Source organism: Streptomyces sp. NK15101 (genome assembly GCF_020400725.1).
In the GTDB taxonomy this organism is placed as follows: Bacteria; Actinomycetota; Actinomycetes; order Streptomycetales; family Streptomycetaceae; genus Streptomyces.
Genome location: NZ_JAINVG010000017.1, coordinates 11988 through 38801, shown reverse-complemented (window position 1 = coordinate 38801; position 26814 = coordinate 11988). Strand labels below are relative to the sequence as shown.

Annotated in this window: 22 protein-coding genes; 4 read left to right on the top strand and 18 right to left on the bottom strand. The window is 71.4% G+C overall.

What is annotated here, in order from left to right; genetic code table 11:
* Positions 1 to 119: 119 nt before the first annotated feature.
* The 6 genes from K7G60_RS12330 to K7G60_RS12305 all read right to left on the bottom strand — a co-directional run bounded on the left by K7G60_RS12330 (position 120) and on the right by K7G60_RS12305 (position 5484).
* The gene (locus K7G60_RS12330; protein WP_225800892.1) at positions 120 to 986 is read right to left on the bottom strand and encodes a phytanoyl-CoA dioxygenase family protein; all 867 of its coding nucleotides are present in this window, start codon (positions 984 to 986) and stop codon (positions 120 to 122) included.
* Complete coding sequence (locus K7G60_RS12325; RefSeq protein WP_225800891.1) at positions 983 to 1243, bottom strand: acyl carrier protein; 261 nt, start codon at positions 1241 to 1243, stop codon at positions 983 to 985. Before K7G60_RS12325 ends, K7G60_RS12330 begins: the two co-directional genes overlap by 4 nt.
* A 63-nt stretch (positions 1244 to 1306) precedes the next feature.
* Positions 1307 to 2206, bottom strand: a complete 900-nt coding sequence (locus K7G60_RS12320) for a prephenate dehydrogenase (RefSeq protein ID WP_225800890.1) — start codon at positions 2204 to 2206, stop codon at positions 1307 to 1309.
* A gap of 105 nt (positions 2207 to 2311) precedes the next feature.
* Positions 2312 to 3118, bottom strand: coding sequence for a TIGR03084 family metal-binding protein (locus tag K7G60_RS12315; protein ID WP_225800889.1), 807 nt, complete (start codon positions 3116 to 3118; stop codon positions 2312 to 2314).
* 111 nt (positions 3119 to 3229) lie between these two features.
* Positions 3230 to 4900 carry an FAD-dependent oxidoreductase gene (locus K7G60_RS12310; protein ID WP_225800888.1) on the bottom strand — a complete coding sequence of 557 codons (1671 nt, stop codon included), beginning with the start codon at positions 4898 to 4900 and terminating at the stop codon, positions 3230 to 3232.
* Positions 4897 to 5484, bottom strand: coding sequence for a DUF5987 family protein (locus tag K7G60_RS12305; protein ID WP_225800887.1), 588 nt, complete (start codon positions 5482 to 5484; stop codon positions 4897 to 4899). Before K7G60_RS12305 ends, K7G60_RS12310 begins: the two co-directional genes overlap by 4 nt.
* A gap of 387 nt (positions 5485 to 5871) precedes the next feature.
* Between K7G60_RS12305 and K7G60_RS12300 the strand changes: the two genes are divergently transcribed.
* Together K7G60_RS12300 and K7G60_RS12295 are read left to right on the top strand one after the other, a co-directional pair.
* The gene (locus tag K7G60_RS12300) at positions 5872 to 6894 is read left to right on the top strand and encodes a transcriptional regulator (protein ID WP_308080858.1); all 1023 of its coding nucleotides are present in this window, start codon (positions 5872 to 5874) and stop codon (positions 6892 to 6894) included.
* A gap of 38 nt (positions 6895 to 6932) precedes the next feature.
* Entirely contained in the window at positions 6933 to 7703 is a 771-nt protein-coding gene (locus tag K7G60_RS12295; protein WP_225800886.1) for a helix-turn-helix domain-containing protein, read from the top strand.
* Positions 7704 to 7805: 102 nt separating this feature from the next.
* Here the strand turns inward: K7G60_RS12295 and K7G60_RS12290 are convergent, their stop codons facing one another.
* The 10 genes from K7G60_RS12290 to K7G60_RS12245 form a co-directional block, all read right to left on the bottom strand.
* Entirely contained in the window at positions 7806 to 9155 is a 1350-nt protein-coding gene (locus K7G60_RS12290; protein ID WP_225800885.1) for a cytochrome P450, read from the bottom strand.
* Complete coding sequence (locus K7G60_RS12285) at positions 9152 to 9697, bottom strand: flavin reductase family protein (protein WP_225800884.1); 546 nt, start codon at positions 9695 to 9697, stop codon at positions 9152 to 9154. The genes K7G60_RS12290 and K7G60_RS12285 overlap by 4 nt, the downstream gene beginning before the upstream one ends.
* Positions 9694 to 10152, bottom strand: coding sequence for a thioesterase family protein (locus tag K7G60_RS12280; protein WP_225800883.1), 459 nt, complete (start codon positions 10150 to 10152; stop codon positions 9694 to 9696). The genes K7G60_RS12285 and K7G60_RS12280 overlap by 4 nt, the downstream gene beginning before the upstream one ends.
* Positions 10153 to 10155: 3 nt before the next feature.
* Complete coding sequence (locus tag K7G60_RS12275; RefSeq protein WP_225800882.1) at positions 10156 to 16038, bottom strand: type I polyketide synthase; 5883 nt, start codon at positions 16036 to 16038, stop codon at positions 10156 to 10158.
* A complete protein-coding gene (locus K7G60_RS12270) occupies positions 16035 to 17207 on the bottom strand; it encodes an enediyne biosynthesis protein (protein WP_225800881.1) in 1173 nt (390 codons plus the stop codon). Before K7G60_RS12270 ends, K7G60_RS12275 begins: the two co-directional genes overlap by 4 nt.
* A 2-nt stretch (positions 17208 to 17209) precedes the next feature.
* On the bottom strand, positions 17210 to 19060 hold the full coding sequence (locus K7G60_RS12265; protein WP_225800948.1) for a CRTAC1 family protein: 1851 nt from the start codon (positions 19058 to 19060) through the stop codon (positions 17210 to 17212).
* 56 nt (positions 19061 to 19116) lie between these two features.
* Positions 19117 to 20103: a DUF1702 family protein gene (locus tag K7G60_RS12260; protein WP_225800880.1), complete on the bottom strand. Its 987-nt coding sequence runs from the start codon at positions 20101 to 20103 to the stop codon at positions 19117 to 19119.
* A 90-nt stretch (positions 20104 to 20193) separates the two neighbouring features.
* Positions 20194 to 21171 (bottom strand): DUF1702 family protein, encoded by a 978-nt coding sequence (locus K7G60_RS12255; protein ID WP_225800879.1) that lies wholly within the window; start codon positions 21169 to 21171, stop codon positions 20194 to 20196.
* Between the two features lie 106 nt (positions 21172 to 21277).
* Entirely contained in the window at positions 21278 to 21721 is a 444-nt protein-coding gene (locus tag K7G60_RS12250; protein ID WP_225800878.1) for a helix-turn-helix domain-containing protein, read from the bottom strand.
* A gap of 77 nt (positions 21722 to 21798) precedes the next feature.
* Complete coding sequence (locus tag K7G60_RS12245) at positions 21799 to 23010, bottom strand: transposase (RefSeq protein WP_225800877.1); 1212 nt, start codon at positions 23008 to 23010, stop codon at positions 21799 to 21801.
* Positions 23011 to 23366: 356 nt separating this feature from the next.
* On the opposite strand from K7G60_RS12245, the gene K7G60_RS12240 reads away from it, so the two are divergent.
* Positions 23367 to 23987 (top strand): TetR/AcrR family transcriptional regulator, encoded by a 621-nt coding sequence (locus K7G60_RS12240; RefSeq protein ID WP_225800947.1) that lies wholly within the window; start codon positions 23367 to 23369, stop codon positions 23985 to 23987.
* Between the two features lie 27 nt (positions 23988 to 24014).
* Here K7G60_RS12240 and K7G60_RS12235 read toward each other — a convergent pair whose 3' ends face one another.
* Positions 24015 to 24974, bottom strand: coding sequence for an NAD(P)-dependent oxidoreductase (locus K7G60_RS12235; protein WP_225800876.1), 960 nt, complete (start codon positions 24972 to 24974; stop codon positions 24015 to 24017).
* Positions 24971 to 25600, bottom strand: coding sequence for a ScbR family autoregulator-binding transcription factor (locus K7G60_RS12230; protein WP_225800875.1), 630 nt, complete (start codon positions 25598 to 25600; stop codon positions 24971 to 24973). Before K7G60_RS12230 ends, K7G60_RS12235 begins: the two co-directional genes overlap by 4 nt.
* Positions 25601 to 25744: 144 nt before the next feature.
* Between K7G60_RS12230 and K7G60_RS12225 the strand changes: the two genes are divergently transcribed.
* A complete protein-coding gene (locus K7G60_RS12225; protein ID WP_225800874.1) occupies positions 25745 to 26668 on the top strand; it encodes a ScbA/BarX family gamma-butyrolactone biosynthesis protein in 924 nt (307 codons plus the stop codon).
* Positions 26669 to 26814 lie beyond the last annotated feature (146 nt).

Sequence of the window (26814 nt, the reverse complement as noted above, 5' to 3'; positions counted from 1 at the left end):
GTTCTCCCGCGGTGACGTTGAGTTCGGTGTGGGGCGGCCCGGGGCACGTCGTTCGGCGCCGGCCGCGTAAAGAGAGGAGCCGGCCGGTGCATGACCGGCCGGCGGATGCCGAAGGGGCGTTACGGGGTGGGCACCGGGACCTGCGCGGGGGCCTCGTCCTCGAGGACGACGTAGGGGTCGTCCATCTCGTACCAGCCGAGGCCCGGCGGGCAGCGGTCGTAGCCGAGCAGCCGGCGCACCTCCTCGGGATAGGCGAGGACGGACTCCTTCGGCACCGCGAGGTACTGGTTCTCCTCCTGGCGGAGGTTGCCGAGGTCCAGCGCGATGGTCAGGCCGGTGCGCGGAGTCTCGGTGGTGTTGGCGCCGCCGCCGTGGTAGACCCCGCCGAGCCAGATGAGGCCGGAGCCGGCCTTCATCTCGGTGGGAATCGCCTCTTCGGCGCGCGGCGGCCGCTCGTCGTCCCAGTGGTGGCTGCCGGGGATCACCAGGGTGCCGCCGTTCTCGGCGGTGAAGTCGCTCATGGCCAGCATGAGCTGGACCCGGCTGGTGGGGCCGGGGTGGCGGCGCAGATGGAGCGCGTCGTCCCGGTGCAGCGGCTGGCGGCCCTGGCCCTTGTGGATCTGGATGGCCTGGGTGCCGCTGATCTGGACGGTGGGCACCAGGGCGGTGCGGGACTTGCCGATCCAGACGTGTACGGGCCGCTGCATGATCCTGCGGGCGCTGCCGAGGAACAGGGGGTGGGTGACGACCGGGGTGAGCCGGTGCGTACGGGCGAAGAGGGAGGAGACCCGCCGGGTGCGGGTCCCGTTGTACCAGTCGCCGCTGTAGTCGCGGGCCTCCAGCGCCGGGCCCAGGTCCTCCCACAGGGCGTCCAGGGTGGCCGGGACGGCAAGGTCCTCGACGATCAGGGCCCCGTCGCGCTCCAGGATCTCCACGGCCGCGTCGGGACCGATGTCGGGAGCGACCCGCCGGAGACCAGGGGTCATGACGTCGCCCGGGCGCCGGCCTTGGCCGTGACGATGCCGACGAGTCCCTCCAGGGTCGGGTCCTCCTCGAAGATGTCGCCGACCTCGATCTCGACGCCGAGCTCCTCCTCGATCCGGACCACGAGGCGGGTGGCGGAGATCGACTCGCCGCCGGCCTCGAAGAACGTGACCTCGGACCCGCCCTCGGGGGCGTCCCCCAGGATCGCGGTCCAGATCGACCTGACCGTCTCCGCGGCCGCGGCCACATCCGTGCTCATGCGCTGCTCTCCCTCATGCCTCGGGCTGACGCGAGTCGCCCACCGGGCGATGCGGTGGCAGCATCACACCCGGGCGCGGGAGGGGGCATCTCCTGGATTGCGCGACCCCGCGGCCGCCACGAGGACCTGCCGACCGAGGTTTCCGCGCAGCAGCAGCCCGCCGACGGTGACCGATCCGGCCTCGTCGTTCTCCCTCAGTTCCCGGGCCAGCAGGGCGAGGTCGGCGGCGACCCGGTCGAGCGCGTCGGCCACGGCGGAGGCGTTGTGACCGAGGACGTCGCTCCACAGACCGGGGTCTCCGGCGGCGATCCGGGTGGTGTCGACGAGTCCGTCGCCGGCCAGGGCGAGGACCTCGGGGTCGGTGTGCGCGAGCTGCGCCGCGAGCGCGGCGGCCACCAGGTGCGGGGTGTGGGAGACGGTGGCGACGGCCTCGTCGTGGGCGGCGGGGGTGAGCACACGGGGACGTGCGCCGACCAGGGCGATCAGTTCCTCGACGGCCGCCACGGCCTCGGGCACGGCGGTGGGACCGGGGCAGAGGATCCAGGGCCGGCCGGCGAACAGGCCCGGCTCGGCGGCGTCCGGGCCGGAGGACTCCCGTCCGGCCATCGGGTGGCCGGGGACATAGCCGTGGAGGTCGCAGCCGCGCAGCTCGGCCTCCACGGTGATGCGTCCCTTGACGCCGGCCACGTCGGTGTAGGCACGGCCGAGGCCGATCGCCTGCGCCTCGTACACGGTGTCGACGACGGCCGACGGCGGTACGGCGACGACGACGAGGTCGGCGGGCGGGGCGGTGGCGTCGAGCGGGGTGCCCGCGCCCCGGGCGGCGGCGCGCTCCACGGCACGGGGGTCCGGGTCGACGAGGGAGACGTCGACGCCCGCGCGGGTGAGGTCGAGCGCGAGGGAGGTACCGATCAGTCCGCAGCCGATCACGGTGACGCGGTGGAGGGGACGGCGGGGGGCCATGGGTCGCTCCTGGTGGGCTTCGGCCTCGGACGGGCGAGGGGGCGGGGGCGGGGACGAGGCCGGCGGCGGGAGCCGCCGCCCGGCGCGGAGGGTGCGCCGGGCGGGTCAGTCGCAGCACTGGTCCGCGAACTGGCCGGGGGTGCGGCCCTCGCCCGCGGGGCCGCGGTATGCCTGGGCGATGTCGAGCCAGCGGTCCGCCTCCTCGCCGGTGGCGACGAGAGCGAGGTCGTCGCGGTGGCGGCGGCGGGTGACCAGGAGGCAGAAGTCCTGGGCGGGGCCGGTGACCTTGTTCGCCGCGTCCTCGGGGCCGTACGCCCAGATCTCGCCGCTCGGGGCGGTCACCTCGATGCGGAAGGGCTCGGCCGGCGGGGTCAGCCCGCGGGAGAGGTAGCCGAAGTCCCGGGTGAGGAAGGCGAAGAACACGAGGTGGCGCAGCCGCTCGGTGGGCTCGCGGCGGACCCCGAGTGCGTCGGCGATGTCCTGGCCGTGTCCGAAGAGCTCCATGATCCCGGCGGAGGCGAGGACGGCCGGCGGCAGCGGGTTGACCAGCCACGGCACCACCGAGTTCTCCGGTACGGCGGCCAGCGACTCGACCGAGGCGTCGCCCTCGGCGCGGAACCGGGCGAGCAGCTCCTTCGGCGGGAAGCCGTTGAACTGCTTCAGGGCGGCGTTGACGGCTCCGTCGAAGTTCCCGGCGGCCTGGGCGGCGATGCCCCTGAAGGTGTCGGGGTCGGCGGCCGCGGTCTTGGCGAGCCGGAAGATGAAGGTCAGGTGGGCGACCTGGTCGGCGATGCTCCAGCCGGGCGCCGGGGTGGGCTTGTTCCAGTCGGCCGCGTCGAGGTCCCGTACCAGGTCCTCGACCTCGTCGATGTCGGCGGCGAGGGCCTTCAGCACGTCGTTGAGGGTGTCCATGTCCTGCTCACTCCTGAAGATACGTAGATGACATAGGTTTTTTGATGCAACTCACTTGAGCTGCTGAGTCCTTTGATGCAACTCACTGGCCGTGCGAAGTCACGGATCGGATCAGACCTTCGCGAGCGGCTTCTTGCGCAGCAGCGGCAGGTCGACCGTGGCGCGGGCCTTGTAGCCGGTGGGGGCCGGGGCGCCGTAGGTGACGTCGACGCCCTTGGCCCGGGCGGCGGCCACGATGTGCGGGACGGCGCGCTCGGCGAGCGCGGCGATGGTCATCGCCGGGTTGACGGTCAGGGCGCCGGGGACGGCGGAGCCGTCGGTGACGAAGATGCCGGAGTGGCCGCGCAGTTCGTTGGTGTCGTCGAGCGCCGAGGTCTCGGGGTCGTCGCCCATGCGGCAGGAGGCCAGCGGGTGGACGGTGTAGGCGCCGACCAGGTCGTTGGTCCACGGCATCACCTTGGCGAGGCCGTCCTTCTCCAGGATCTCCTTCACGTCGGCGTCGGCCTGGTTCCAGCCGTGCCAGGTGTTCTTCGTCGGCTTGTACGACAGGTTGCCGCGGCCGAGCAGCTGCTGGGAGATGCGCAGGGAGCTGCCGGTCGCCGGCGGCGGGCCGAAGACGCCCTCGTTGTCGTCCTCCGTCATGCAGAAGATCGTCAGCCAGGACTTCCAGTTCTTGAGGATCTCCTTCTTCTCCTTGCCGAACCAGGTCGTCGGCCCCTTGGCGTCGGGCGCCTGGGCGAGGATGGTGCCGAGGCCCGGCGGGAAGTAGAGCTGCTCCAGGGAGTAGCGGGAGTACTCGGGCAGGTCGGCGTCGAGCTTGTCCCAGCTGGCCACGGTCGGGCCCTTGCCGATCGCGTTGGCTCCGTACGGGAGCTCGCCCTCGCCGCGGGACAGGCCGAGCAGTTCGGCGACCTTCTCCTCGTTGAGGATCGCCGTGTTGAGGCGCTCGCCGTTGCCGGAGAAGTAGCGGCCGACCGCGTGCGGCATCTTGCCGAGGTGGTCCTCGCTGCGCTGGAGGATGACCGGGGTGGCGCCGGCGCCCGCCGCCAGTACGACGATCTTGGCCTCGATGACGCCGGAGCCGGTCTGCAGACGGTAGTCCTCGTCGTCGACGATGTTGTAGTGGACGCGGTAGTCGCCCTCGGGGGTCCGCGACAGGTACTGCACCTCGTGCAGCGGGCGGATCTCCGCGCCGTGGGCGAGCGCGCCGGGCAGGTAGTTGACGGTGAGGGACTGCTTCGCCTCGAAGCGGCAGCCGGCCATCATGAAGTTGCAGTTGACGCACTTGGAGTTGTCGACCGAGGCGGCGAGCGGGTTGGCGGTGCGTCCGGCGTGGTCACAGGCGGCGGCCCACAGGCCGCCCGCGTAGGAGGCCTCGTTCCAGTCCGGCTTGGTGACCGACAGGGACTCCTCGACGCGCTCGTACCAGGGGTCCAGGGTCTCGCGGCTGATCGCCTTGGGCCACATCCGGCGGCCGATGCTGCCGTGCCGCTCGAAGACGAACTTGGGAGCCCGGGGCATGGCCGCGAAGTAGACGACGCTGCCGCCGCCGACGCAGTTGCCGCCCAGCACGCTCATGCCGTCGCCGACGACGAAGTCGAAGATGCGGGTGTAGGAGGAGCCGAGCTTGTAGTCGTGCTCGAAGTCCTCGGGCTTCAGCCAGGGGCCGCGCTCCAGGACGGTGACCTTCGCGCCGCCGGCGGCCAGGTGGTAGGCGGTGATCGCTCCGCCGAAGCCGCTGCCGATGACCAGGACGTCGGTCTTCTCGATCGAGGTGCTCATGCTGGGCTCCCGGTGGGGGTCGTGTCGGGGTGGAGGTCGGCGAGCTGTCGGCCGTAGCCGAAGTCCTGGAAGCGCCACAGGCCGTCGGCGTCGGGCGCGGTGATGCCCATGGCCGTCAGGCCCGGGTGGCCGTCCGCGAGGGCCTCGTCGGTGTGCAGGTGGGCGGCGGAGTCGTAGGCCATGTTGCAGAAGAGGGAGAGCAGGACCCAGAAGTCCTTCTCCGGGTGCCCCGGAGTGGTCAGCTCCACGATGAGGTTGACGCGGTCGTCGTAGTCGAGGGAGACGAACGGCGGGACCTCGGCGTCGAGGGCGAGACCGGTCTTCTCGGCATAGGCCCTGGCGTGGCCGTTGACCAGGGTCGCCAGGTCGTCGAGGCCGTCGTGGATGCCGGTGGCGTCCCAGCGCAGGAGGTCGAGGGCGCCGGCGGTGACCGCGCCGCCGCCGGTGCTGACTCCGGCGATCGCCCGGTCTCCGGGCCAGCGCTTCTCTCCGGGGACGATGGTGTCCGCGTAGGCCTCGAGGGTGATGGTCGTCTCGGGGCCGATGTCGACCCGGCGTTCGGGGATCCTCCGGACCCTTCTCACTGCAGGCACCTCATCCTCCGCTCGGTCTGTCGGGACTTCGTGTTGTCGTCGTGCTGTCGTGAGAAGAACGTAGGACTGGCGAGTTGTTTCAAACAACCAACCGAGGTGGCGTTCACCGAACAGCGAGTCGCGCGATGAACCTGCCGAAGTCGAACCGAGCCCCGCAGCATCCATGCGAAGAAACCAAAGGCCCGTTATATTTTTTGACGCATGTTGGATTTCCTGGTTCTCGGTTCTCTTCTGCAACGAGGAAGCGGAACGCGCTAGAGACCCGTATCCGGCCCGGGGGGGGTGGAGTTGGAAAGCACGGACAGGCGCCTGACACTGCCCATGAACCTCACTCACCGGGTCCGTATAGATGCTCTTCTCCCGGCGGATTCCCCGCGTTTGAACGGACTCGACGAGAAGCATGTGCAGCGGCTCGCCGAAACGCACACGTCCCTGCCGCCGATCCTCGTCCACCGCCCGACCATGCGCGTCGTCGACGGAGCCCACAGGGTCGCCGCGGCCCTGCTCAAGGGCGCGGACACCATCGAGGCGCACTACTTCGACGGCCCCGAGCAGGACGTGTTCCTTCGCGCCGTGGCCGCCAACACGGGCCATGGCCTGCCCCTGCCAGTCACCGACCGCAAGGCCGCGGCCGCCCGCATCCTGCGCTCGCACACCGACCTCTCCGATCGCGCCGTGGCCGGCTACACCGGCCTGGACGCCAAGACGGTCGCGGCGGTGCGCCGCCGTTCAACCGAGGACGCGGCACGGTCGAACACCAGAATCGGCAGCGACGGCAAGCCCCACCCGCTGGACCGCACCGCCGAACGGCTGCACGCCGCGCGGCTCATGGCCAGCCGCCCCGACCTGCCGCTGCGGGCCATCGTCAAGGAGACCGGGCTGTCTCTCGGCACCGCCCACGACGTGCGGCAGCGCCTGCTGCGCGGCGAGGCCCCCGTGCCCGGGCGACGCACCCCGGCAGCCGCCGCCGAACCCTCGCTCCCGGCCTCCGGCCAGGCGCCCGCGGGACCCGCCGCCCTCGCGCCGACCGTCGACCCCCCGGACCTGCCCGCGCCGCACGTCGCACCCCGGCAGCCCGGTCCTCAGAGCCCCGGCCCGCAGGGCGCGGGCCGGACCCGGACGTCGCTGGAGACGCTGCGCAAGCTCTCCGGCGACCCCTCGCTGCGCCACTCCGAGTCGGGCCGGCACTTCCTGCGCTGGCTGCACACGCACTTCCTGGTGGACGACTCCTGGCGCCAGCAGCTGGAGGCCGTCCCGCCGCACTGCACCGCCACCGTGGCCGAACTCGCCCTGCAGTGCTCCCAGACCTGGCGCAGGTTCGCCGAGGACCTGAGCAGTCGGCGCCTGACCGACATGGCGCCCGCCACCACCCCACCACGACCCGTCACGCGTTCCCGCTGACGGCATCAGGGCATCGTCAACAACGACAGGGAGAATCGGTGACCTCCACCGCCATCGAGCGTGCGGTCCGCAGGGTGATCCAAGACATGCGCGCCAATCTCGGTCAGGATCTGACGATCGACGACATGGCGCGTACCGCCATGTTCAGCAAATTTCATTTCACTCGTGCGTTCCGTGATGTAACCGGAACCTCTCCCGGGCGTTTTCTTTCCGCGCTGCGACTTCAGGAGGCGAAGCGTCTCCTGGTCGACACGAGATTCAGCGTCGCCGATATCAGCAGCCAGGTCGGATACAGCAGCGTCGGAACCTTCAGTTCGCGTTTCAAGTCATGCGTCGGCGTTTCGCCGAGCATGTTCCGTGATCTCGGCGGATTCACCTCCGCCATCGAAACGGACTCCACGGAAAACCAGGTCCTCACGCGCAGCAGCCTGCGCGGCCGGGTCAGCTTTCCCGAGGACCGCGCTCCCGGCAACTGCTTCCTCGGGCTGTTCCCGACCCCGGTCCCGCAGGGCCAGCCGGTGCGCTGCACCGTCCTGGACGGTCCCGGCACCTTCGAGCTGCGCAACATCCCGGCCGGTACGTGGCACGTGCTCGTGCACTCCGTTCCGTACGGCTACGAGCACCTGGTCGCCGGCGCCGGCGCCGAGGACGCCGTCTCCGTCGGCAGTTACGGACCGGTGACCGCGCATGCCGACACCCTGTTGCTGCCCGCGGAGATCACCCTGCGTCCGCTGAACGACATGGACCCGCCGATCCTCCTGGCCCTGCTCGATCTGCGCACCAACGCCCTGGAGCGCCTGGCCGGCTGACGGGCCGTACGGCGACGAGGAGACACGAAGCAGGCCGGCCACGGGTTTCCACCGTGACCGGCCTGCTTCGTGCGGTCGTGCGCAGACGCGGTGGGACGGCGGTCAGTCCGCCGACCGGATCGTCATCGGCAGGCCGCCCCGCATCCGCAGCGACATCATCGGCTCGGCGACCGCCTCGTGGCCGGGCACCACGGTCAGGTCGAGGTCGCGGGTGACGAGCGCGGTGACGAAGACCGCCTCCATCATCCCGAGGTTGCTGCCGACGCAGAACCGCGGTCCCGCGCCGAAGGGGATGTACGCGTACCGGGGCCGGTTGGCGACCCTCGACGGTTCGAAGCGGCCCGGGTCGAACCGCTCCGGGTCGTCCCAGAGGTGCGGATGGCGGTGCATCGTGTACGGGCACACCAGCACGTCGGCCTTGGCCGGCACGGTGAACCCGCCGACCTCGTCGGGTGCCTGGGCGATCCGGGGCAGGATCCACACGGGCGGGTACAGCCGCATCGCCTCCTGGACGACCTGCGTCGTGTACGTCAGCTTGTGCAGGTCGTCGGCCTCCGGAAGGCGGCCTCCGGCCAGCACGGCGCGGGTCTCCTCGCGCACCAGGTCACGGACGTGCGGGTGGCGGGCGAGCAGCAGCAGGGTCCAGCCGAGGGTGCTCGCGGTCGTCTCGTGCCCGGCCAGCAGCAGCGTGACCAGCTCCTCCTGGAGGAGGCGGCGGCCGAGTGCCGGGTCCTCGCGCTCGCGGGCGGCGAGGATCATCCGGGCGAACGCGTCGTCGGCCCCGTCCCCGTCGCGCAGGCGGGCGCTGCGGTCGGCCACCAGCGCGTCGACGATCCGGGTCAGGTCCCGGCGTGCCGCGCGGAACCGCCGCTGGGTGCCGAAGGGCACCCAGGTCGGCACCAGGCCCTGCGTGACCATGTCGAACATGGCCTGGTCCTGGACGGCTTCGAAGGCGTGCTCGATGCCGCCGTGTCCCTCCAGGGAGGTGTCCATGAGGGTGCGGCCCAGGACACCGAGGGTGAGTCCGGTGACCTCCTGCAGGACGTCGACGGGCGTGTCCCCGGCGCGTTGCCGCAGCAGGTCCACCAGCCGGCCGGCCTCCTCGGCCACGGCTCCGGCCTGGGCGGCGATCCGGCCCGGCTTGAACGCGGGCTGCACGTTGCGGCGCTGGGCGCGCCACAGGTCGCCCTCGCTGGTCAGCAGCCCGTCGCCGAGGACCTTGCGGGACTCCACCAGGCCGATGCCCTTGTGGTAGTTGGCGGCGTTGTCGGCCAGCACGTGCTTGGCGTAGTCGGGCCGGTTGAAGATGTACAGCTTCTTGGGGCCCATGGAGACGCGCACGGCGTCGGAGAGTTCGGCGGCGTCCCGCATCATGCCGAGCCGGTCGACCGCCAGCTTGCGCAGCAGTCCGGGCAGCGCCCATACGGGCGGGCCCGGCGGGTGGACCCTCATGGGCGGCCTCCTCGCGGTGCCGGGGCGAGCCGGCGGAAGCGACCGCCGTGGAACACCAGCGGCTCGCGGCCGGGCAGGGCGTCCAGGGCGAGCACACGGCCGACGTGGATCGTGTGGTCGCCGCCGTCGTAGGTGCGCCACCGGGCGCACTCGAAGTGGGCCGCCGCCCCCGCGATCAGGGGGGCGGCGGCGGCCTCGCCGGGCAGCCAGTCGACGGCGTCGAACTGGGCGGCGCCCGGCGGCCGGGAGCGGTCGGCGAAGTGCCGGGCCACGTCCTCCTGGCCGTCGCCGAGGACCGACACCGCGAAGGTGTCGGCCTCGGTGAGGACGCGGTTCATCACCGCGTCCTTGCCGACGCACAGGAGCACGAGGGCCGGGTCCAGGGAGACCGAGGTGAAGGAGTTGGCGGTCATGCCCCGCGGCGAGGCTCCGCCGACGGTCACGACGGTCACGCCGGTGGCGAAGGACCCGAGGGCCCGCCGCAGCGCAGCGGGATCGCCGGTGACGGCGTCCCGCGGCGGCGCGGCGGCCAGGGTGCTCACGCGGTCCGCCCGGCCGGTACTGGACCCTGGGTGCTGTACGGCTCCAGGGCGCGGGCCAGGCCGTCGGGGATGCGCGACGGAACGGTGTTGGTGTTCGGTCCGCGCATGCAGGCGATCCGCTGACGGCCGCGGGCGATCAGCACCTCGGCGCCCCCGGTCACCTTGACGTAGTCGAAGGTGAACTCGAGCTGGGTCTGACCCAGTTCGGACAGCCGCATCCGGATGGACAGCTCGTCGAAGGCGGTGATCTCGGCGAAGAACTCGCAGTCCACCTTCAGCGTGAACAGCTTGAGGTCGTCCTGCACCTCGGCCAGCACGTCCGGCGCCTTCTGCTGGAGGAACAGCTCCCGGCACCTGCCCTGCCAGCGCAGGTAGTTCACGTAGTACACGTTGCCGACGAGGTTGGTCTCCTCGAAGCCGACGGTGTGCCGGTACTCGAAGTAGTCGTCCGCCATGATCTAGGACCGCCCTTCGGCGAGAGGCGTTTCGTGGGTGAGGAACGCGAAGACGGCGGGCTCCAGGGCATCGCGCAGTGCGGTGACGAAGGTCGCGATCCGCAGGTCGCCGGCGGCGAAGACCACCCACGCGTCCTTGCGGCGCGGCAGCACCGTCAGCGGCGCGCCGGCCATGATGCCGGCCTTCCGCAGGCACTCCACGGCACCCCACACCCGGGTGGCGGCGGTGTCCGGCGCCTCCCCCGTCTCCTTGGCGACCAGCTCCGCGACGGGCGCGTGGTCCCCGAGCAGCCCGCGCCACTCGTGGGCCGAGCGCATGCTGACCGCCTCGATGTCACAGGCCACCTCGGTGTCGGAGACGGCGCTGAGGGTGACCCCCAGGCCGTGCGCCGCCGACATCGACATGTGCCGGCCGGGCTCCAGCTCGGGACGCCCGTCCGGGCGGTGCCGGACCGCGACCGGGCTGCCGAGCGCCCGTGCGGCGGCGTCGGCCGTGAAGCCGCGCCGCTGGGCGACCGAGCCGGCGGGGGCGTCCCCGTGCGGCTCGACGGCGACCGCGACGCGGCTGCCGACGACGTCCTCCAGCGAGCGCTCCAGGTACGGCCCGAGCAGCGGGGCGACCCACGGGCCGGACCCGTCGGTCTTGCGTACCGCGTGCAGGGTCAGGCCGTCCCAGCGTTCGACGACGGTGCCGTCCTCGTCGCGGACCGCGATGTCGTACACGTACGTGTCGCCGTCGCGGCTGCGCTCGACCGCGGTGTACCGCAGTCGGTCGGGGACGTGGTCGCCGGAGCCGAGGGTGTGGATCCGCTCCACTCCCGAGGGCAGCAGCGTGGCGTCCGGGACGCACACCTGGTTGCCGTGCATGAGCGCGTCGCGCATGCCCGGGTCGGCGAGCAGCAGTTCGCCGGGCAGGAAGCCGGCGAACCAGCCCTCCGGCCGCTGCTGGACGGCGACCTCGGCGTCCACGTGACGGGCCGCGGCCCGGTGGAAGCGGCGCAGCCGCTGGAAGCGGGCCCCCTGGAACAGGACGCTGCCGTACAGGTCGGCGGCCGGGTCCAGCGGGACGACCGGGGTGTCGTCCGGGACCTGGAGCGGCGGCCCGTCCTGCGCGGGAACACCGGAGAAGACCAGGCGCGCCCGGAAGTGCTCGGCGACGAATCCGGTGTCCTCGGCGTGGATGGCCACGTCGACGGTGTCGGTCGCGGTGACGGTCGCCGCGATCCGGATCCGGGTGCTGCCGTTCGGCGGCACGACGATGGGCCGCAGGAACTTGGCGCCCTCGATGACCGGGGCGGTGCCGGTGCGGCCGGTGACCGCGGAGGCGACCTGGGTCATGGCCTCCATGCCGATGACGGCGGGCAGCAGCAGGTTGCCGTCGAGCAGGTGGTCGGCCAGGTACGGGTCGGTGCCCGCGTTCAGCTCGACCTCGGTGACCAGCTCGACGCCGTGGTAGCGCACCAGCGGGTTGCCGGTGAAGCGGAGCAGCGGCAGCTCGGGAAGGTCGCGGCGGACGGTGTCGATGCCCTCGGTACGGCCGCTGATGACCGTGACGACGGGGGCGTCGGGGTCCTCGATGAGGCGCAGCAGGATCTCCACGCCCTGGTCCGGGGAGACCGGGACGATGCCCTCGCGGGACAGCGACTCGACGACCGAGAGCTTCTCGCCCATGCCGACGCCGGACCAGACCGACCACTCCATGCAGCGGGCGCGGACGTTCGGGTGGGTGCGGGCGACGTCCTCGGTGAGGTCCGCGAGCCACTCGTTGGCGGTGGCGTAGTGTGCCTCGCCGCGCAGTCCCGCGCGGCCGATGATGCTGCCGAAGGTGACGAGCAGCTTGAGCTCGCCGGCGCCCACGGCGTCGAGGACGGTGGCGAGGCCGTCGACCTTGGGGCCGAAGGTCTTGTCGAAGTCCTCGGGCGTGAGGGCGGTCAGCGCGCCCGGCTCATTGCGGCCGGCGCCGTGCAGCAGACCGGTGATCGGGCCGAGGGCCTCGCGCAGCTCCGCGACGGCGGCCGCGACCTGCTCGGGGACGGTGACGTCGGCGCGGGCGTAGTGCACGCCGACGCCGCTGTCCCGCATCCGGTCGAGGTTCTCGGCGAGTTCGCGGTCCTGGGCCGGGTCGGAGCGGCCGAGGACGGCCAGCTTGGCGCCGGTCTTCTGGGCCACGGCCAGGGCGCACTCGGCGGAGATGCCCTTGCCGCCGCCGGTCACGAGCAGGACGTCGGAGTCGGTGAGCGGTGCGTCGGTGCGCTCCGGCTCCACGGGCAGCGCCCGCAGCGTCGGCACCCGGCGCACGCCCGCCTCGTCGTAGTGGACCTCGGCGAAGCGGTTGGTCGCGGCCACCTCGGCCACGATCCGCTCGACCACGTCCTCGACCGCGGGGGTGTGCACGACGGTCGTGCGCAGGTGCGGAGCCTCCAGGTGGAGGGTCTTGGCGAGGCCCGCCGCGCCGCGCCCGTCCTGGACGAGGACGAAGCGCCGTGTGCGGTCGCCCGCCAGCGCGCTCTTGGCGGCGGCGAGCACCCGCTCGACCTCCTGCCGCGGGCAGTCCTTGGCCAGGACGGCCAGGACGCCGGCACCGAGACCGGAGGTCGCCAGCGCGGCGCGCAGCCGCTCGGCGTACGGGTGGCCCTCGGAGCCGAAGAGCTCCCAGGCGCCGTCGGTGCCGTCGGGCACGGCGTACGGCCGGGCGACCTCGTCGAGGTCGACGCCGAACGGCCGGGCCCAGGGGGCAGCGCCGGCGACGACGGGGGCGGTGGGCTCCTCGACGCCTCCGGTGCTGATGAGGGTCTCCAGCGCCTCGGCCAGTTCGGCGAGGGTGGCGGTGGCGAAGTTGGTCGGCACCTGGGCGGCGGCGATCCCGAGGCGGGACGCAGCCTGGTTGACGATCTGCCCGACGGTGATGGAGCTCATGTGCAGGTCGTCCAGGAGCCTGCTGTCCGGGTCGACGAGCTCGGCCGGCAGCTCGGCGCGTTCGGCGACGAGCGTGCGCAGCACGTCGAGCACGTCGGGAACCTCCGCGTCGCCGAGGGCGGCCTCGGCCGGCCCGGCGCCGGGCGCCTCCTGGGCGACCGCGGCCTTCTCGGGCTCCGGAGCCCGCTTCGCCTTCGGAGCCGCGGCGGCGACGGCAGGACGCGGCCGGCGCTCGGCCGGCGGCACGTCACGCGGCGCCTGCTCGGTGGGGTTGGCGAAGAAGGAGAACTCCTGGCCGACCTCCAGGGGCCGGATCAGCCGGTCCTGGAAGAGCCGTTCGAGGGCCACGGGCGCGCCCGCGACGAACGCGGCACCGGCGACCTGGAGGAGGCTGCGCAGCGACTCGTCGTCGGTGTTGAGCGCGACGACCGGAACGCCGGTGGTGGCCCGGGCGAGGCCGCTGAGCACCCGGCCGGGGCCCACCTCGACGAACAGGTCGACGTGGCGGGCCGCCTCGCTCACCGCCTGGGTGAAGCGGACGGGACCGGTGATCTGGTCGCGCAGGAGCGCGGGCAGGTCCGTACGCGGGGCGAGCTCCTCGCCGGTGACCGTGGAGAAGACCCGGCCGACGGGGGCACCGAGGTCCGCGGTGTCGAGCCAGGCCCCGAAGGACGCGGCGGAGTCGGCGACCAGCGGCGAGTGGAAGGCGTGCGACACGTTCAGCCGGGTGCAGGGGATCTCCGTCCGCTCCGCCCGACGCTGCACTTCCTCGATGTCCTCGACCGAACCGGCGACGACCGTCTGCTCGGGACCGTTGTAGCCGGCGATGACGGCACCGAGGCCGGAGACGAGCTCCTCGGCCCGCTCCGGCTTGGCACCGAGGGAGGCCATGGTGCCGGAGGCGCTGTGCTCGGCCATGGCCCGGCCGCGCACCCGCGCGGCCTGGAGGAGGGTCTCCTCGTCGAGGGCCCCCGCCCAGTGCAGTGCGGACAGTTCGCCGAGGCTGTGCCCGACGGCGACGGTGGCCTCCAGGCGCAGCGAGTCGAGGACCCGCAGGCCGGCGGCCGAGCCGGTGGCGATGCGCGGCTGCGCCACGTCGGTGGCGACCATGTCGCCGGTGGCGGGCAGCGCGGCCCGGTCGAAGACCTCGGCGGCCTCGGGGAAGCGGCGGCGCAGCGCGCCTCCCCCGGTGCCGTGTCCGGAGCCCTGGCCGGGGAAGAGGAAGCCGACCCGGGCGCGGCCGGTGACCCTGCCGAGGAAACTGCGGCCGTCGGCGGCGGTGTAGGCGTTCTCGCCGGCCTCCAGGAGGTCGGCCAGGTGCGTCAGGCGGCGCTCGGCGTCCTCCGGGGAGGTGACGACGACCGCCGCGCGGTGCGGCAGGCCGCGCAGTTCGCGCTGGAGGGTGGCGGCGAGGTCGGCGACCTGGCCGTAGGAGACCTTCGCGACGAAGGCGGCGACTTCGGCGAGCCGGGCGCGCAGCGCCTTCGGCGAGTCGCCGTCGACGACGAGCAGTTCGGCGTCCTGGAGCGAGTGGGCCAGGTCGGCGGAGCGGCGGCCGGGGGCCGTGCGCCGCCGGGAGGCCGGCTCGTCGAGAACGACGTGGGTGTTGATGCCGCCGAAGCCCATGGCGGTGATGCCGGCCCGTCGGGGCGTTCCCTCGGGCCATGCCTCGGCCTTGCGCAGGGCCTTGAGGTTGGCCTTCTCGTCGGCGAGCAGCTCGTGCGGGTCGGTGGTGCCGATGGCCGGCGGGAGGGTCTGGTTGTCGACGGCCAGGGCCGCCTTGATCAGACCGGCCACGCCGGCGGCGGCCTTGGTGTGGCCGATCATGCCCTTGATGGACGTGATGGCGGCGGCCGGGGCGTCGGGGTCGGCTTCCTTGCGCGCGCCCATGAGGGCCCTGAGCTCGGTGGCGTCGCCGACGGCGGTGCCGGTGCCGTGGCCCTCGAAGAGGCCGACGGTCTCGATGCCGAAGCCGGCCTTCTCGTACGCCCGCTTGAGCGCGAGCTGGTAGCCGCTCACCTCGGGGCGGGTGATGCCGCCCTGGCCGTCGGAGGAGACGCCCCATCCGGCGATGGTCGCGTAGATGCGGTGACCCGCCGCGAGGGCGTCCTCCTCGCGCATCATGACGATCATGCCGCAGCCCTCGCCGGGCCAGAAGCCGTTGGAGCCGCGGTCGTAGAGCTTCATCTCGCCCTTGGCGAGGGCACCGGTCTTGGCGAAGCCGATGATCTCGAAGGGGTCGATCGACAGGTCCACGCCGCCGGCGACGGCGACGTCGAGGTCGCCGTTGATCAGCGCGGTGCCGGCGGTGGTGACCGACAGCAGCGAGGAGGAGCAGGCGCCGTCGACGGTGTAACCGCCGCCGTTGAGGTCGAAGTGGTTGCAGATCCGGCCGGCGATGGTGTTGGCCAGTCCGCCGGCGAGGGTGTCCTCGTCGATGGCCGGGAACGGCTCCTTGTACGCGACCTCGACGTCGTCCAGGAACTCCGCGATGCGCTCGTCGTCCCAGATGTCCTGGTCCTTGAGGGCGGCGGACATCACCCGGCGCACGTACGGCCAGCGCAGCCGCATCACGTTGGCGCGGGAGAACTCACCCGTCAGGGTGTTGCCGACGACGACGCCGGTGCGCTCGTGCGGCAGGCCCTCGCCGCCGGGGAATCCGGCGTCGGCGAGCGCCCGGCCCGCGGTGTCCAGGGCGAGCCAGTGCGTGAGGTCGGTCGAGCGAAAGGTGCTGCCCGCGATCTTGTGGGCGATCCGGTCGAACTCGTAGCCCTCGATGACTGCGGCGTTGCGGGCGTAGAAGGTGTCGGGGGTGGCCGGGTCGGCGTCCCAGTAGTCGTCCAGGTTCATCCGGACGTCGGGCAGGCGGCGGAACGCGCGCCGTCCGGCGACGGCGTTGTCCCACAGCTCGCTCGGGTTCGTGGCGTCGGGATAGCGGCAGGCCATGCCGACGATGGCGATCCTGGTCATGCGGCCACCGGAATCTTCTTGGTCTCGGCCTCGGCGTTCGCCGGGGCGGGGCAGGCGCAGGCGCCCTCGGGGCAGGCGCACGCGGGGGTCTGGTCGTTCGCCGGGGCGGGGCAGGCGCAGGCGCCCTCGGGGCAGGCGCAGGCCGGGGCCTCGGCGTTCGCCGGGGCGGGGCAGGCGCAGGCGCCCTCGGGGCAGGCGCACGCGGCCGCGTCGGCCAGGTCGGCGTCGGCCTGGCCGACGGACCGGGTGACGGCGGCGAGCGCGAGGGCCTCCTCGGCACGCTTCTTGGCCACGATGTCGGCGGTCCACAGGAAGGCGCCGCGGACGGCGCAGACCAGGGCGGTGGCGAAGAACAGGCCGTAGGCGATGCTCATCGCGGTCAGCACGCCGTACATGGCGGCGACACCGCCGCCGAAGGCGATCTGGCCCCACTTCGAGGAGGGCGTGGTGCCGGGGTCCGTGATCATGTAGTTCGTGAAGAGGACGAACGCCACGCCGGTCATCATCGCGAGGCCCGCGGGGATGGAGGTGTCGAACAGCAGGCCGCGGACGATGGCCTGGAGGGCGAAGCCGCCGACCCAGGCGAGGATCAGCCACATGCGCTCGGTGAGCTTGGCGTTGAGCATCGTGCCGAGGCTGATGATGATCGCCGGCACCAGCCAGTCGAAGCCGCCGTCGAGGTACTCGGTGAACTGGTACGGAGGGGCGATCGAGGCCCACGGGAAGAGCACCAGGATGACGGCGATGCCGAAGTTCGACGGGTTCATGAAGTGCCGCATGCGGCCCTTGACCGGGGCGCGCAGCACCCACTTGGTGCCGACGGCGACGATGACGCCGAACACCATGACCCACACCTTGTCGTTGACGTACGACAGCATGTTCACGGCGAGCGCGGTGATGTGGGCCGGGAAGAGGAACTCGATCAGGCCCTTGGGCCCGCCGCCCAGGAAGCGCGGCGCGCGGCCCTCGGAGCGGGCGCCGAGGATCTCCAGGACGATCTCGAGGCTGTAGGCGGTCGCCAGGGCGATGAACGGCCAGGTCCAGGGCTGCTCGAAGCCGAGAACGGTGTAGCCGAAGATGTTGAGCACCGAGATGGAGATCGCGAAGCGGCGCAGGGCCGTCGTGACCTTCGGGTTGTGCCGTGGGGCGGCGGTCTTCATTGCGGACATCGTCACTTCTCCTTGACCTGGGTGCCCAGCTCGAGGCTGTGCCAGCCCGTCGTGAGCTTCAGCTTCTGCTCGTGGACCTCACCGGCGCGGTCACGCCAGGTGACCATGGCGTCGAGCGGTCCGCTCACGCCCCTGCCCAGACCGATGTGCACATCGGTGCTGCGCTTGCCCGAGTGGCCACCGCCGCCGTCGAGGCGGGCGACGCGCTTGGTGCCGTCGGGCAGTTCGACGCAGACTTCCGCGCCGACCACCGGGGAACCGTCCGGGTGGGTGAGCTTCAGGCCGATGTAGGAACCGGTGTTCTTGCTGACGTTGTGCAGGAAGAGCGGCTCGCCCCACTGGCGGGCGACCGCCAGGTCGAGACGGCCGTCGCCGTCGACGTCGCCGGTGGCGAGGCCGCGGGTCGGGACGGGCTCGCCGATGCCGAGGGCGACGGAGAGGTTGTGGTACCTGCCGGTGTCGGGGTCCTTGGCGAAGAAGCGCATGCGCTGGCTGCCGGCGAGGTCGTCACCGTGCTTGACGTTGGGCCACCACAGGGGGTTGGGGACGAGGGCGTCGTTGGCCGTGGCGAGCTCCTGGAGCTGCGGCCAGCGGTTGTTCTTGCCCTTGACGAAGCCGAGGGCCTGGGTGATCTCGAGGTCGCCGTTGTTGTCGAAGTCGCCCGTCTTCACGTCCCAGCCCCAGCCGGACCAGGCCAGACCCAGGTCGGCGGAGTCGTCCTTGTACGGGGCCTCGCCCTTCTTGAACCTGCCGGCCAGCTCTTCCTTGCTGTCGGCCTGGCTCATGAAGGCGAAGTTGGACTCCTGGATGCCGAACGACGTCGTGATGTTGCTGACGAACATGTCGTAGATGCCGTCGTGGTTCAGGTCGCCGAAGTCGACGCCCATGCCCTTGAAGGAGCTGCGGCCCAGTTCCTTGGACTTCGGCACGGTGCCGCTGTGCACGGCCTTGACCTCGGAGAACTTGATCTTGCCCGGGGTGGAGGTGTTGTACAGCAGCGCCGAGGTGCCGAAGTCGTGGGCGAGGAACAGCTCGGGCAGCCGGTCGCCGTCGAGGTCCGCGGCCGAGGCGCCGAGCGACCAGCCCTTGTTCAGGCCCTGCGGGATGGCGTCCTCGGTCTTCTCGTAGCCGTCCTTCGTCCAGCGGAAGATGTGGCCGCCGCCGCCGTTCTGGGCGTGCGACAGCGACGCGTTCATGGTGACGTCGCCGTCCTTGGACGGGTCGAGGACCGGGCTGTCCGGGAAGTAGTTGCCGATGTAGATGTCGTCGTGGCCGTCACCGTCGAAGTCGGCGACCGCTGCCGCGTTGGAGTTCCACAGCGGACCGGTGTAGGTCTTGCCGGGCTTGCCGGGCAGCAGCTCGGTGGGCGTGAAGGAGGCGGCGGTCAGCGGCTTCCCCTTCTCGCCCTTGTTCACGAAGACGACGGGCGTGCGGCCCCAGTAGTAGACGAGGAGGTCCATGCGGCCGTCCTCGTTGTAGTCGCCGGGCATGCAGCCCATCGGGGCCATCGTCTTGCTGGTGCCGAGCGGCGCCGGGTTCAGCGCGAACGGCGCGTACTTGTCCTTGCGCGTCGGTGCCGGGGTGACGACGGCCTGGTCGATCCGTACGTCGTTCACACAGAGGTCGTTGTCCAGCCCGTCGCCGTCGAGGTCGTTGACGGCGATGCCGGCGCCGACCGAGGAGATCCAGGCCTCGATGTGCTGGTACGCCTTGTTGACCTTCCGGACTTCCTGCTTCTCGAATCCGGCGGGCATGGCGATGGACATCGGCTCGAATGCGAAATTCTTCGCCAGCTTGTCGATCTCAGCGGCCGAGGAAACGGGAAGCCGGACGGCGTAGAACGTGCTCACCATCAGGGCGAGCGCCACGATTCCCGGTGAATTCCTGCGAAGCCAGTTCTTTGTGACCGTCACTGGTCGGCACCTTTCGAAATGAGCGAGAGAGAAGCGAGTTCCGCGGCGATGTCGCGCCGCCATGTCTCGTAGGCCGGGGACGCGCCCCCGGTGGACGCCCGGGGCCGGGTGTCCCGGCACACCTGAGACGCCCGCTCGGCCGTCGTGCCGCACACGACACGGGCCGCGAGGTGGGTGTGGTCGATGACCGTGCCCGCCTTGACACGGGCCTCGGTGGCGAAGGCGGATCCCTGGGCGAGCGCCCAGCGGTGTTCGCCGGCGCCCTCGGCGAAGCGCGCGAGCTCGTCCTCGGTCACGCCGCCCGCGTAGGCGCAGGCGAGCCCGGCACCCGCGTACAGGTCACTGTGGCGCCGCTCGGGGTAGGCGCGTATCAGGCGGGTGACGACGTCGGGGTCGGTGCCGCCGACGAACCACAGCGCGCGGCCGATGCCCTGGTCCACCGCGTTGAGCGTGTAGTGGTTGTGTCCCCCGTTCCAGCGGAAGGGGTGCTGGATCTCCGGGGTGCGCACGTACGCGCCGGTCTTGAAGTACGCCTGGTGGAAGCCGTAGCCGTCCAGCGCCAGCCAGCGCAGCAAGGGGTCCGTGGTGCGGATGTCGGGCCACAGGAACTTCGGCAGGCGGGCCATCGCCCAGCCGACGCCGACGTAGATCATGTAGTCGTGGTCGCGGCCCTTGCCGGCCAGCAGTCCCTCCAGACGGCCGCTGTGCCCGGGCAGCGAGTCGTACACCGCCGCGCCCATGCCGGCGCCCTCGTAGGCGAAGCCTCGCATGTCTCTCGGGACGGTCTCCAGCAGGTCCTCCGCCTCGGCGGGCGATCCCGCCTCCACGGCGTACGCGTACCCCTGGAGGAACACCTCCCCGATGTATTCAAGCCGCGCCTTTGCCTCCGCGTTCTTCACATGGAATCCACGCACTTCCATGGTCGTCTCGGAAACAGGAGGCGTGAGCAATTTGCGGCGGAGCGCACCAAAAGCACTGGACACAGCGGTAAACCGCCCCTCTCGAATCCCTGAAATCCCCCAGCGAATCGAATCTAGCCAGGGGCCCGGGAGGGGCGTCTACTCCCGATGTGCTCAAACGACGGCGGCGCTCAGCTGCGTGCGCACTTTGGCACGCCAGACCTCGTAGGCGGGTCCGACAGCGGCTTCGGGAGCGGACGCCGCGCAGTCGTCGGCGAGGCGGGCCACGGCTTCGACGGTGCGCCCGGTGAACGCGTGCACGGCGGCGCTGCTGTGCTCCGGGACGAACCCGGCGTGGTGCCGCGCCTTGGCGGCGAAGACCGCTCCCTGCGCCAGGTGACCGGCGAGATCCCCCGCCTCCTCGCGCAGCGCGGCCAGGTCCGCGGCGGTGGTGCCGCCCGCGAAGGTGGCGGCCAGACCGACGCCGCTCCACAGGTCCGCCCACCGGTCGCCGGCGAACGCCCGGACGGCGGCGGAGACGTTGCCGACGTGGCCGCCGTGGATGAACCACAGCGCGCGGCCGACGCCCTGGTCGAAGGCGCGCTGCCAGTAGGACGCGTCGCCGTCCCAGTCGTACGGGGTGTCCATCCGCTGTTCGCCGACCCAGGCGTCGGTGTCGAAGTAGGCCCGGTCGAAGCCGTAGCCGTCCACGCACAGCCAGCTCATCGCCGGGTAGAACTCCGGCTCGGTCAGGTCGGGGACGAGCTTCTTCCACAGCGGCCTGGGCAGCTTGGCCATGGCGAAGCCGATGCCGATGTAGTTGAGGAAGATGTGCGGCCTGCCGCCGCCACGCAGCAGGTCACCGGTGCGGTGGCCCTTCGGGCCCATCGTGTCGCGGATCGCGCAGGCCATGGTCGCGCCCTCGTAGGCGAAGCCCCGGTTGAGCGGGTCGACGAGCGCGAGCCGGCGCTCGGTGGTCGCCAGGTCCTTGTCCTCGATGCCCCACTCGAAGCCGGTCACGACGGCCTGCGGCACGGCCTCCAGCTGCCGGGTGCGCTCCGTCGCTTCCACCGAGAAGCCCCGCCCGGCGAAACTCACGTCGTCCAGGGACGGGGCCATGATCAGCCTGCGCAGCGTTCCCAGTGCGGGCACGGACGCCTCCTCGTACGGGCCGCCACGGTCGTGGGCGGCGGGGGCTGCCATCGTGGGCGGGCCCGGCGCGGGGCGGCATCTTCCCCGTTGCGCTCCCGTGCGGTGGTCAGCGGATGCGGCGGACGTCCACTTCCTCGTCGTGGACGGCACGCCCGCAGTGCGTGCACCGCAGCTCGACGCGGACGGCGCCGTCGCAGCCGATGTGGTCGGCGCGGCGCGGCGGTCCCAGCTCCTGCGGAAGGTGGCGGTCCCCCCACTGCATCAGGGCGATGACGGCCCGGGTCAGATCCCGGCCCACGGGGGTGAGCCGGTACTCGTAGCGCACGGGCTTGTCCTGGTAGGCCACGCGCTCCATGATCCCGTGGTCGACCAGCCGGGTCAGGCGGGTGGAGAGCACGTTGCGCGCGATGTCCAGGTGGGACAGGAAGCCGTCGAAACGGGTGCTGCCGAGCAGCGCCGAACGGACGATCAGGAGGGTCCAGCGCTCGCCGATCACCTCCAGGGACCGGGCGAGGCTGCAGTCCTGTCCCTCGTACGTGTGCTTCAGCATGCGCCCACTCTAGGGCGGGGCGGGTTGCGTGAAGGAACCCGAGTTGGCGAAGTCGTACCGGGTTCGCCCCGGTTCCCTCAGGCGGCGACCAGCAGTCGCTCTCCGCCGCCGGTGGGAGCGGGGCGCCGGTTGAAACTGCTGTAGGCGTACGCGGCGGAGACCAGGGTCATGTGGTGGTGCCAGCCCGGGTAGGAACGCCCCTCGAAGTCCTGCAGGCCGAAGTCGTCGGACATCTCCCGCACCGACTCCCCCGCGTGCTCGAGCGTCCGGGTCAGGGCGAGCACCGACTCCATGCGGGCGTGCGTGAGGCTGGTCAGCCACAGCTGGACGGGCCGCCGTCCGTTGTCGGGGCGGACCGCGAAGAGCCGGTACGTGCGGTGGATCCGCTCGCCTCCCCGACCGGTATGGGGCAGGCGCACGAAGCTGGACATGACGGTGGAGTGCCGGCCACGGCCGTCCCAGGGGCCGACGCTCTCCACGCGGGTCAGCGTGCCCGCGTCGAACTCGAAGAGGCTGCGCGCCGCCAGCACCAGCCCCTGACCGTCGCCGCCCTGAGGACGCTGCAGCCGAAGGTGACGTCCGACGGCCACCTGGAGGCTGTCCGGGACGGCGACCATGAAGTCACGCCCGCGCAGGGCCAGTCCGTGCACCAGGGCCGTCGCGCTGGTGCCGCCGAGCGCCTCCAGGTCGGCGACGACCGGCAGGGCCGCGGTCCGGCTGGCGCCGGCCACCGTGTCGACGAGGTCGAGGGCGTGCTGCTCGACGGAACGGGGGCCGACGTCATCCGGGATGCGGGTGCGGGCGCGGCGCTCGGGGTCCTTCGCCCACGAGCCGGGCAGCATCAGGCGCCAGTCGACGGGAACGGCCTGGTCGTACGAGGAGAGGAACATGCCCGTACCGACCTGGCAGGTGACCGAGCGGCCGGTGGAGGCCAGGAAGCGGCGGTGCACGCCGCAGGAGTGCTCGCCCCGCTTGCGCAGGACGGCCTGGCCGATCACCCAGGCACGCGGCGTCATCTCGCGCTCGGCCCAGCGGGTGAGCTCCGCCCGCACGGGCATCCAGTCCCACGGGCTGGCGTTGACGAACTGGTGCAGCGACTGCGAGACCGCCGGCTCGGGCGAGATGGCGGCCGCGAGGCGGCGCACCGACTTCTTCCCCGGAGTCGTCAACAGGCCCTGCACGTAGGCCTGGGCCCAACGACGCTGATCGACGCGCGGAAGCCCTTCGAAGATCCTTTCGGCGAACACCGGCACCGAGGTGCGAGTGGCCGTCAGAGCGTACGCGACCATGGCTTGTTCCCTCCCCCTGCTCTCGGCCCGGGCGGCCGTCCCGGTTAAAATAATAGCGAACACCCTCTTTTTTTTGCGACTCAGGAGAGTTGCCGCATGCACTTCGCCAAGTCGGCTTCCGCCGCGTTCCGCGCCCGAAGCCCGGCCCACCCCTCTGACCTGCGGGGATCGACGACATCTTGGGCAACTCGGCCTTGCCCTCGGGAGGAAGGAAGGACAGCGTTGGACCGGAGGGGGAAGGTCTGTTCCTCACGGGACACCCCGACGGTGCGCCGCCGGGCCAGAGTCAGCGTCCTTACATGTCCGACGGCGACGAGCCCTCCTCGGGAGACGGTGTGGTGAAACAAGAGAGGGCCTTGCGCACGCGCAAGGTTCTGGTCAGAGCGGCATCCGAGGAGTTCGACCTCTACGGGTACGACGGGACGTCGCTGTCGCGGATCAGCTCGGTGGCAGGCATGTCGATAGGCGCCGTCACCTTCCATTTCCCCACGAAGGTGCACCTGGCGGACGCGGTGCAGAAGGAGGGGCGTTCGGTCACGCTGACCGCTCTGGAACGCCTGTCGGCCGAGCCGATGACGCCGTTGCGCATGGTGATCGACCTGACCCTCGAACTGACCCGGCTGATGGAGCAGGAGCCGTCGGTACGCGCCACGATCCGCCTGGGCCGGGAACGCCCGGGGACCGAGGCGTGGTCGGACGCCTGGCTGCCCACCGTCCGGGGGCTGCTGGACCGCGCGTACGAAAGCGGCCAACTTCGCACGGACGCGCTGCCCGCGGACGTCACGACGCTCGTGGAGCATCTGACGAGCGGAGCCGAGGCATACCTGCGGAGGCGGATGGGTTCGGACCCGGCGTTCGAGAGCGCCGTCGCGCAGCTCAAGCGTGTCTGGCATCTGGCGCTCGTGGGCGTCTCCGCCGAGGGGCCGGCCGTGCCACGGCAGACGGGCCCGTCGGAAAGCCCCGCGCAGGCGGACTGAAAGTCCGGTGGGCCGGGCGGTGCTCGGTCAGACCGCCCGGCCCACCGGCCGGGATCCGTACCATGCCGCGGCCGAGGTCAACCGATCCAGCGGCCCCGGACCCGCGGGACAGCCGGAGACGCGCCAGAGGTCACGGCTGTCGAACCAGAAGTCCTGCGCGAAGAGGCGGAACTGTCGCTCGCTCAGGCGGGTTCCCGACGCCCGCAGTTGTTCCAGGCAGGCGTCCAACGGCAGTTCCCGTGTCGGGGACGGCACGATTCCGGCGCGGGCCAGAGCTCCGACGAGCTCGGCGAGGCGCACCGGCTCGGGATGGCCGGCGTGCCAGATCCGCCCGCCGGGCAGAGCGCCGGTCAACCCGAGGTGTGCGATCAGCCGGGCCAGGTCCTCGACCGCCACAAGGGACAGCTTCGCCCGTCCCCCGTCCCACAGGGCGGGGACCGCGTCGAGGAGCTCGACGAGCGCGGGCACGGCCCAGCGGTCGCCCGTCCCGAGCACGAGGCCGGGCCGCAGGACAGTCGCTCCGGCCGCCAGAGCGTGGGCCTCACCGGCGAGCCGGGTCCGGCTCGCAGCGGACACGGGAGCCGGCGCGACCTCGTCCACGGCGATCCCCCGGTGCGGCCCGAGGCCGTAGACCGCCGCCGTGGACAGGTGCACCACCCGGCTCACCCCGGAGCGCACGGCCTCGTCCATCAGGGCAGCGGTCCCTCGTTGGTTGACGGCGACGCACGGCGACTCATGGGCGTCGACGAGCGCGGCCAGGTGCAGCACCGCGTCCGCCCCGTCGCAGACCCCCGCGAGACTGCGAGGATCCGCGAGATCGGCGTCGGCCCACTCGTCCGCTCCCGACAGCTCGTCGGGTAACCGCCGTCCCACCGCCCGGACGACGAGGTCGAACGCCTCCTCGCCGCGCAGCCGCCCCAGCTCCCGCAGGACGGCCGATCCGATGAACCCGGTGGCTCCCGTCACCACCAGACGCGTGGGTCTCACGCTGCGAACTCCTGTACGTCCTGTGGGAACCTCAACTCGGCGATGGCTTGGGGAGTTGCGATCGCGGGCAGGAAATAGCGCCACATCGAAACGAGCCGCGAATGAAGGTCGGCCCGCCCCGAGGCGACGTTGGAGAACACCTGGATACCGCTGTAGGCCCCCACCAGCACGTTCGCGAACTCCCGTTCGTCGACGCCCGGCAGCAGTTCGCCCCTTTCACGCGCTGCGCACAGCAGCCCGTGGAACTGGTCGACCCACTCCTGGTACGCCGTGTCGTCCCGCATCCCGAAGTCGCCCTGCTCGACGGCGAGTCGGACGCTCGCCCGGAACAGCACGTTGGTCTGCAGTTCGCGAGCGAGGAAGAAGTTCAGGTCGATGAGAAGCTGCAGTCCGTCATGACCCTGGGGCGGGAAGTGCACGAACTCCTGCTGATGCGCCAGCACCGCCTGCGCCAGTCCCAGCTTGGACTTGAAGTGGAAGTACATCCCTCCCTGCGTGACCTGGGCGCGCTCCATGATCTTGCTGATGCTGGCGCCGCTGTACCCGTAGGTGTCGAAGACCTCCGCCGCCGCGTACAGGATCGCCTCCCGCGTCTTCACCGCCCGTTCCTGTTTCGGCTCGTCCATCGGACCAGACCTGCCTCTCTCGACAAAAAAAACGAACGCCCTTATTTTACAAGCTGGCCCCGGCGATCGGTAGACCGGACTCAGGGCCCTCACGTACGCACGCCCCAGGGGAGAGGCATGCTCATCACATCGGAACGTCCCGCCGTGACACGTCCGACGCTGACCACGACGGTCGCCAAGGAGTACGTGCACCGAGCAGCTCTGTCGGAGGTCTTTCTGACGGGGTGGAACAAGGTCGGACCCGACACCTTCACCGTCAGCGCCCAATGGCCGCGCAGCCACAGCTTCTACGTGCCCGAGCACGGCATGTACGACCCGCTCCTGCTGTGCGAGACGGTGCGGCAGACGTTCCCCCTGCTGACGCACGTCGCGTACGACGTCCCCTTCGGCTACCAACTCAGCTGGTCCCGCTTCCAGTTCGCCGTCAACCCTCAGGCTCTACGCGTGGAGCGCACTCCGGCAGATCTGCAGATCCACGCGGTGTTCTCGGACATCCGCTACCACAAGCAGCTGCCGGCCATGATGACCATGCACCTCGAGGTGGTACGGAACGACTCCCTGGTCGCCATGGTGAGCACCCGGTTCGGCTGTCACTCCCCCGCCGTCTACCAGCGGATGCGCGCCGGTCGCAGTGACATCGCCGAGATCTTCGCCGGCGCCCCCCAACCGCCGGAGCCCGTCTCGCGCAGCAGCGTCGGACGGCTGCGGAAGCAGGACATCGTCCTGTCGCCCACCGAGGGACGCCTCCGGTGGCAGCTCCGTGTCGACACCAGCCACCCGGTCCTCTTCGACCACGCCGTGGACCACGTGCCGGGCATGCTACTCCTGGAGGCGGTCCGGCAGGCGTCAAATGCCGCCCAACCGCTGGGAAGAGCCACGATGCCGACGTCGATGGACATATCCTTCAATCGCTACGTCGAGTTCGGCGAGCCGTGCTGGATCGAGGCGGAGCCGGTGAACACTGCCGAAACCTCGGTCGAGCGCCGGATCATCCGTGTCAACGCCCTTCAGGGAGGCGCCTTCGTATTCAACGGTACGGCCGAGGTCACGGACGTCGCCGCTCTCTGAGCGGTCGCGATGCCGGATCGCCGGGACCAGTCCGCGGTCGGCCGGCTCGACAGGCCGAAAGGACGCGGAAGGAAGTGATGCAACGGGACAGTGAGAAATAGACCTCGCCCAGTGAGCCACCACTGAGGTCCGAGGTCATTTCACAC